This window comes from Seonamhaeicola sp. NFXS20 (assembly GCF_049132085.1).
Lineage (GTDB): Bacteria > Bacteroidota > Bacteroidia > Flavobacteriales > Flavobacteriaceae > Seonamhaeicola.
On sequence record NZ_JAFMPU010000010.1, the window covers coordinates 141448 to 148420 of the forward strand.

The following is a 6973-nucleotide window of genomic DNA, read 5'->3' on the forward strand; positions in this document are numbered from 1 at the left end:
TAAAACTAAATGTATAGGGAGGTTTGCTAAAATTAAAATGTTTTAGCCAAATATTAGTAAAGGTTTTTGATAGAAAGGGGTTTTGGTTTATCACAAGTTTACATTTATATCATCAGTGAATCTGTATAAAGGAAAAAATGAAGCATCTTTATTAATTCCTTTTTTTTCAACAAGCTCATTGTAAGCAGTTTCATTAACAATTAACTTCCATAAGTTAAAATTTTTATAGTCTTTAGAAAATGATGATTTAAAGTTGAAAAGTGAATCATTTTCGCTACCACCTAAACCACCTCCTAAATTATAAAATTGACACCCTTTTTTATTAGCTATTAAGCGCATTTCATCTATTAATAACTTAGTTGGGGTTAAGTGTAAAAACCCATTTTTTGTTCCAGAAAGATGGTATTGTACAATATTGTTAGTTGTAACAAACATGCTTCCTGCCACAACTGTACCAGTTTCATTCTCAATAGCTAGTAAAACATCAGTATCAAAACTTTGACTTTTCATCATGTTTTCAAAATAGCATTTTTCAAAATAATAGGTGCTTTTAGCCTTAACACGATCCATGTTTTCATGGTAAATATTAATGTAAGTTTCTAAATCTTCTTTACTAACAGCTTTTTTAACTGAGCATAATCTTCTTGCTTTATTTACGTGTGTCTTTAACCTACTTCTGTAGTTACTACGTTGCACATCATTATCTAGATTTAAATCAATATTAACAACTTTTCCTTGTGATACAACTTCACCTAAACCTTTTAAAACAATAGGTTGGCATGGCATAAAAGGATTGAGCCTAGAGAAAACAGATATAATATTGTTGTCTTTAAAATAATTTAAAAGATTCTTGGCGTAGTCTGAATTGTCAAAGTTTAAGTTAATGTTTTTTGAAATAGGACCTGCATAGCCATATACAGAAGTAGCATCTTTATAGTTTGAATTAGTAATGTCTCTTATTAGTAAAGGGAGCGCAATTAAATTATCATTACCTGTTCTGTAAAGAATAAGAATGGGGCTTTCATTAGAATTTTTAGAAAGTTCATGATATTCATAAGTGTGATAAAAATCATACCTACCAATTTCAGATAATATTTTTTGCCATTTATCTTTCTCTGTAATTATTTCTAATACACCTTTCTGTTTGGCTTTTAAACTTTCAGAATGGTATAAATATTTTTCTCCTTTTTTTATCTTTTCTACAACCTTACCAGGAATTCCTATAACTTTAGAATTATTAGGTACATCTCTTATTACAAGTGAACTAGCACCAATTATACAATGTTTACCTATAGTGATATCTTGAATAACACTAGCACTTAAACAAATTGCAGAACAAGTACCTATTTTAACATTACCACCAATGGTACTATTTGGTGCTAAACTAGCATATTTTTTTAGTTGGCTATCATGACCCAATGAGGCTTTAGTGTTAATAATACAAAAATCTCCAATAACAGCATTACTGTTAACAATGCAACCAGCAACCACAACAACACCTTTTCCTATTTTTACATTTTTACCTATTACAGCGGTTGGATGTATGGCATTAATAAATTTAAAACGAGGGGCTATTTTTGATATTTTTTCATGAATTTTTTTTCGGGTCCAGTTATCACCAATAGCTATGATACCGTGCCTGAAATTGCGTGTTTTTTTTAGATTAGGAATATCGTTTTCTCGACCTAATATTTTATAATTATAAATGTAACTACCAACAGGTTTAAACGAATCTATTAAACCAACTATGTTATATTTGTTGTTTCTTTCTAATATATCTATTATAACTCTAGCATGACCAGAGGCTCCAATTATAACAATATTTGTTTTTTTATTCATTAAGCTCATTAATACGCTAGCTTTAAATTAATTATTTCCTGTAAACACAGGCATATTTAAGTTTTCGGAACTATTGACACCTTCTTTTTTCACAACTCGTTTAATGGTAAGAAAGATGATTTTTAAATCTAAAAGTATAGATATGTTGTTTACATACCACACATCTAGAGCAAATTTTTTTTGCCATGATATAGTATTTCTTCCATTAACTTGTGCCCAACCTGTTATTCCTGGTTTTACCTTATGTCTTAATTTTTGTTCTTCGTTATATAGTGGAAGATATTCTACTAAAAGAGGTCTTGGGCCAACTAAACTCATATCTCCTTTAATTACATTAATAAGTTGTGGTATTTCATCTAAGGAATATTTTCTTATAAAAGCTCCTACTTTTGTAATTCTTTGCTCGTAACTTAAAAGGTTGCCGTGTTCATCTACTTTATCGTTCATTGATTTAAACTTGATAATGGAAAAAATCTTTTCATTTTTACCAGGGCGTTGTTGTAAGAAAAAGGGTTTACCGTTATTACTAAAGAATAAAAAAATAGTTACAACAATAAAAACAGGAGACAATATTATAAAACCAATTAAAGCGGCAAAAAAGTCAATAAGTCTTTTTATGAAGATTGAGTACATTGATTTGGTTAAGTTTGGTTTGTAAGTTTGGCATAAAAGTAACCTATATATTTAATTGATATACTTTTTATAGACTAAAAGCTTTTATTTTTGATAAAATGAAAAATATAAGAATTGTCATTCAAATATGAGAATTGTTTTACATATTATGATGTTTATATATTTGTTTCATTAACCATTACACGTCTTTTACCAGACGCTAATAGCGGAATTTCATCTACATACTCTAATTTAATAATGGCATCTTCACCTAAATAGGTTTTAAAGTCATTAATAAATTTTCTTTCATTTTTAAATTCACCGTCTATATTTATTTTAAAAACATAAATTTTGTTATTTTTTTGAATTAATTGACATTGGTTTAATTCATGATAATTATTAAGAAGTAGCATGATATTATTAGCAATAATTTCTCCTTTTGTGTTTGTTATAGCGTCAATTTTTCTACCTTCAATACTTGTTAAAACAGGTTTGTTATCAACTATTTTCATAACTCCAATATCCCCTGTATCATATCTAATCATTGGAATACTGAAATTATATAGGTCGGTTATAACTATTCTTCCTTTTTGTCCTAATTCAACAGGTTTATCAGAATTAATATCTAGAATTTCTACATAGTAACTAGCTGTATTTAATACAAAATACGAAGTGCCTAGTAATTGTTGCGCTATAATACCATTTTCAACATTTGAATATCTAGAAACAGCATTAACATTAAAGTACTTTTTTAGTGTTTGTTTAGTGTAAGGTGATAAACTTTCTGAAATAGCAATGACTGATTTTAAGTTACAGTTTATAGGTTCCTTTTCATTTTTTTCTAAATACTTACACATTGTTTCAAAAGAAGATGCGTACCCAATCCAACTTTTTGGTGATTTATTACTTTGGATTTTTTTTAAGAAGCTACTAAAAAAGTTATCAGTTAGTTCAAAAACATCAATGGGTATTATATTCATAGCCCATCTTTCTATTACTCCTTTTTTTTCAAAGGCATTCCACATTCTAAAATAATAGAGTTTGTTGCCTAAATTATACCCCGCAAGTTCTGAGAAGTATAGGTTGTCTGCAGTATTTCTAAGTATTTTTATTAAGTTTTGGTGAACTTTAAAAGGTATTCCAGTAGAGCCACTTGTAGCTACTATTCTATTTTTTGCGTTTTTAAACTTTGTAGATTGAAAACTACTATAATTAGTTTTTATAATGTTTTTGTTAATTACAGGAAAAGCTTTAATACCTTTTTTATAATCAAATTTATTATAGAAAATGGTACTAGTACAAGCATGCTTTAAGAGCGCTTTTAATTGAGGAGCATTATTTGTTCCCTTTTCAACTAAGCTTTTTATCTCTTTATAGTGGTTGTTTTTATTTTTTTTTACTAAGTCAAGTATTTTGTATAATAATTGCTTGGGGCTTATATTAGGAAACATGATTTAGTTAATTTTTAATTTCATCTAAAATATTTTTAATTAGCGGTTGTTTGCAAAGACCTCCATAAGCAATATCAGCCATATTAAGAGAAGGATTCGAGTTTCCTTCTATAATTATAGGGCCTTTTTCGGTTATTGCAATATCCCAACCAATAATGCGTGTGGGGAGCATTTTGGCAGCCAAAAGCGTTAGTTCTATAGATTCTGTAATGTATGGTATTTTAAACCCATCTAGTTTCACTTTAGAATCTGGATGATGTGTAAATGTATTGCCATTTCTTGACATGCTTTGGCGACCAATACCTTTAAGAGCTTTATTTTCAATATCTAGTGCTATATAAAACCCGCCAGAACTTTCATTGTCTGTTACCAAGTTACCAGATCCAAATCTCATAAGTGCAGAAATAATATGACTTTTACCATCTGTATCTAAATACGTATTAATTCTAAGTGTATTAATTGCATTAGGGTGAATTTTATTTATGATAGGATGTTGCACTATTTTTTCTTGATGTAAATAGTTATGTTTTAGTAAGGTATCAAAACAATCTTCAATTTGTAGTTTAAATTGCTCTTTACTTAATAATATACATCCTTTACCACCAATACCGTTTATAGGTTTTAAAAACAAAGCGGGTTCTTTATAGCAGGTAAATACTTTTGTAAAAAAATCAATTAATTCATTTTTAGAATTAATTGAATAGTGTTTAGAGTTTAGGTAAAAGTTTCTACCAATATTGTAACTCATAATTTGCGGGGTAGGTAAGTTATGTTTATTGGCAAACATAGAAAAACTCAGTTTACTTTCTAAAATAGATGCAATATCTGGCACCAAAATTTTTTTAGAATCAATGATGCTATAAAATTCTTTTAAGCTTAAATAAGATGTAATATTGGTTACGCCCTTTCGGTATAGAAATTTTCTAAAATAATCAGTAGGGAACTCTTTTTTTGCCCACCCATAAACAAATAACTCATAAATTATTTTAAAAACGCTTTTTTTATCAGGATCTTTAAAAAAACCTTTAATTAACAAAACTCTTGTAAGCATTTTACAGTTTTTAACGTTTAAGACTTTTATATTCTTTTAAAAGCGTATCCCAAACAAATTGTTGGTCGTACATTTTTACTATTCTATCTCTAGATTTTTTACCCATAGCTGTAAGCTCATCTTTAGTTTTTAATAAAAACGCTTGCATAGCCTCATAAAGTTTCTCTGTATTTTTTGCAGGTACTATAATACCATTTTCATTGTGACTTACAATTTCGTTACACCCATTAATATCTGTTACAATAGATGCTAACTCCATAGCTCCTGCTTGAAGTACTACATTGGGGAAGCCTTCACGATAGCTAGGGAATACCAATGCATTAGAAATTGCGAAATATGGTCTAACATCATTTTGCCACCCAGCAAAAACTATTTGTTTATTGGTTTTTATTGATAATAGTGTTTCTGGTTTTAAAGGATCTAAATGCTCTTCTTCTTTACCTACTAATAGTAATTTTATGTTAGTAGTGTTTTGGCTTAATTTGTTAAAAGCAGCTATTAATTCATTAATACCTTTATCAGTTACTAGCCTACCAATAAAAACAAAAACAAAGTCATTTTTATCAATGTTCCATTCTTTTCTAAGCTCTATACAAAACTCATTATTGTAATGTTTAGGGTTAAAATGCTCTGTGTTTATTCCGTTAGAGCTTCCATTACCAATTACTTTTAGTTTATCTTCAGTAGTAAACTTATTATTTAATATTATGGTTTTTAATCCGTACGAGTTTGGGTAAATTTTGGTAGCACAAGCGTAAGTTATTTTTTCAACCTTGTTTAATATTTTTCTTTTAGTTCCTGTAGCTTCCATAAGGGGCAAACCAGCAATAGTGTGTAACCTATGCGGTACACCAGCTAATTTTGCAGCCATCATTCCTAGTGTACCTGCTTTGGGTGTATGTGTGTGTACAATAAAAGGTTTTTCTTTTTTAATAATTCTGTATAATTTAAAAACCCCTATAATATCCATTAAAGGTGAAATTTTTCTTGACATTTCTACAGCTATAGGTCTAAAGTTTTCTCTTTCACTTACTTCTTCTAAAAAACCTTCATCATTTGAAGATATGCCAATAACCTCATAATGCGCAGACATAAATTTAAGTTGTCCTCTAAGTAAACCGTTAATAGAACCAGGGATTGTGGTAATTCGTATAAGTTTTTTCATTTTTTTGATTTGGGGTCATTAGATAGACCAAAGCAAATATAGAAAAGTAATTTGTTTGATAAATAATTCATCTTTTTATGGTCATAAAATTAGGTTGATTGGAATTTTGGAGTGATTGTCCTTATATATATAATACGTTTTATATACCTGAAATAGTAAATAATAGGTTATAACAAAACTTTTGAGATGTATTAACACGTCTAAATTAAATAATAGCTCTTAATTATGCTTATGCTAATGAAAGGCATAGGTTAACCATAGGATATCCATAGGGTATCCATAGGGCAGCTATAGGGTTGACCCGTCCTTTGTGACCCGTCCTAAAATAGCTATACAGGTTAATAAATAAATCCTGATATAATTATACAACTCTTTTTCTTAATCCTAAAATGCCTGTACAGGCATTTTAGGATTATTATATGTCTGATAGTTTTTCCATCTTTTTTTAAGTTTTGTTGTTTCTAAATGAGCTTGGTTTGGCGTTAGATAATCACAGCTGGCATGCGGTCTTAATTTATTATAATTATCGATGCTTTTTGAGATATATTTTTGCGTTTTCTCAAAACCCAAAACACTAGAATGTATATTGAACTCTGTTTTTATAATGCCATTTACTCGTTCAGCAATAGCATTTTCATAAGGGTCACCATTCTCTGTCATGCTAATAGCCATTTTGTTTTTGAGTAACAATCCGACGTATTGATGAGAGCAATACTGGGAACCTCTATCGGAATGATGTATCATTGATTCTTGATAAGCTTTATTGTTTAAAGCCATTTTTAAGGCATCTATACAACCTTGTGCTGTTAAATCCATCCTAAAGCTGTAACCCATTATTTTTCTTGAATAAGCATC

6 protein-coding genes are annotated in these 6973 nt (G+C 29.0%); all 6 read right to left on the reverse strand.

The features are described 5' to 3' along the window. Window positions 1–90 precede the first annotated feature (90 nt). Window positions 91–1839 (reverse strand): NeuD/PglB/VioB family sugar acetyltransferase, encoded by a 1749-nt coding sequence (locus J1D01_RS13870; RefSeq protein ID WP_421151232.1) that lies wholly within the window; start codon window positions 1837–1839, stop codon window positions 91–93. A gap of 27 nt (window positions 1840–1866) precedes the next feature. Next, window positions 1867–2472, reverse strand: coding sequence for a sugar transferase (locus tag J1D01_RS13875; RefSeq protein WP_076701402.1), 606 nt, complete (start codon window positions 2470–2472; stop codon window positions 1867–1869). A gap of 155 nt (window positions 2473–2627) precedes the next feature. Continuing rightward, window positions 2628–3902, reverse strand: a complete 1275-nt coding sequence (locus J1D01_RS13880) for a CoF synthetase (RefSeq protein WP_421151233.1) — start codon at window positions 3900–3902, stop codon at window positions 2628–2630. A gap of 7 nt (window positions 3903–3909) precedes the next feature. Continuing rightward, window positions 3910–4953, reverse strand: coding sequence for a sugar-transfer associated ATP-grasp domain-containing protein (locus J1D01_RS13885; RefSeq protein WP_421151234.1), 1044 nt, complete (start codon window positions 4951–4953; stop codon window positions 3910–3912). 10 nt (window positions 4954–4963) lie between these two features. Continuing rightward, window positions 4964–6118: a glycosyltransferase family 4 protein gene (locus tag J1D01_RS13890; protein ID WP_421151235.1), complete on the reverse strand. Its 1155-nt coding sequence runs from the start codon at window positions 6116–6118 to the stop codon at window positions 4964–4966. A 384-nt stretch (window positions 6119–6502) separates the two neighbouring features. Continuing rightward, window positions 6503–6973, reverse strand: a 471-nt coding sequence (locus tag J1D01_RS13895; RefSeq protein WP_421151236.1) for a transposase, incomplete at its 5' end; no start/stop codon positions are given.